We start from the raw sequence: 598 nt of genomic DNA on the forward strand, positions 1-598 counted from the left end.
CGGCTTGATGTAGCTGCGTAATTTATCCGTGATCACGACCCTCGGCGCGCCGAACTGAACTACCAACCTTTTGAAAAGGTATTGCCAAGTTGTTGACAGCAGGTTGTGCTTCCCTGTGAAAGGGTGGATCACGTGGTCATCTCAGGGTTGTGTCGCAAACTTTGGGTAAGCTTGAAGGCGTGTAACTTAAGGACGTGGTTATGCAGCGAGGGCGGCGAACTGCTGGAATGAGGAACGATCATTGGCGCCGAACTGGCCCTTGCGGATCATGTGTGCGGTCTCGATGCCCGCAATGGTTGCGGCGGCTGAATGGAAGGCCTTGAAGCCCAACATCGAGGCTGTAATCCTTTTGATGAAGCGGTGGTCCTGCTCCAAGATATTGTTCAAGTATTTGACTTGCAGAACCTCAATGATACGCCCCGCTCTGGTGGATTTCAGGATTACGTTCGCCGCCTGCAGGCCAGCCAAATTGGCACCACTCTTGTCAATCACCACCCGATCCGGCACGCCATTTGTGCCGATGGGATTGCCAAGTTGTTGTTCTTGGATTTTAAAGTTCTGATGTTCGGTCGATCACGTCACCATTTCGGCGGTGTAG

The 598-nt window shown here is 52.5% G+C and carries 1 pseudogene; it reads right to left on the reverse strand.

The features are described 5' to 3' along the window. Positions 1–198: 198 nt before the first annotated feature. Positions 199–516, reverse strand: a pseudogene (locus Q4577_RS23680) (DDE-type integrase/transposase/recombinase); the annotation flags it as partial. Between the last annotated feature and the right edge of the window lie 82 nt (positions 517–598).

This window comes from Marinovum sp. 2_MG-2023 (genome assembly GCF_030548265.1).
Lineage (GTDB): Bacteria > Pseudomonadota > Alphaproteobacteria > Rhodobacterales > Rhodobacteraceae > Marinovum.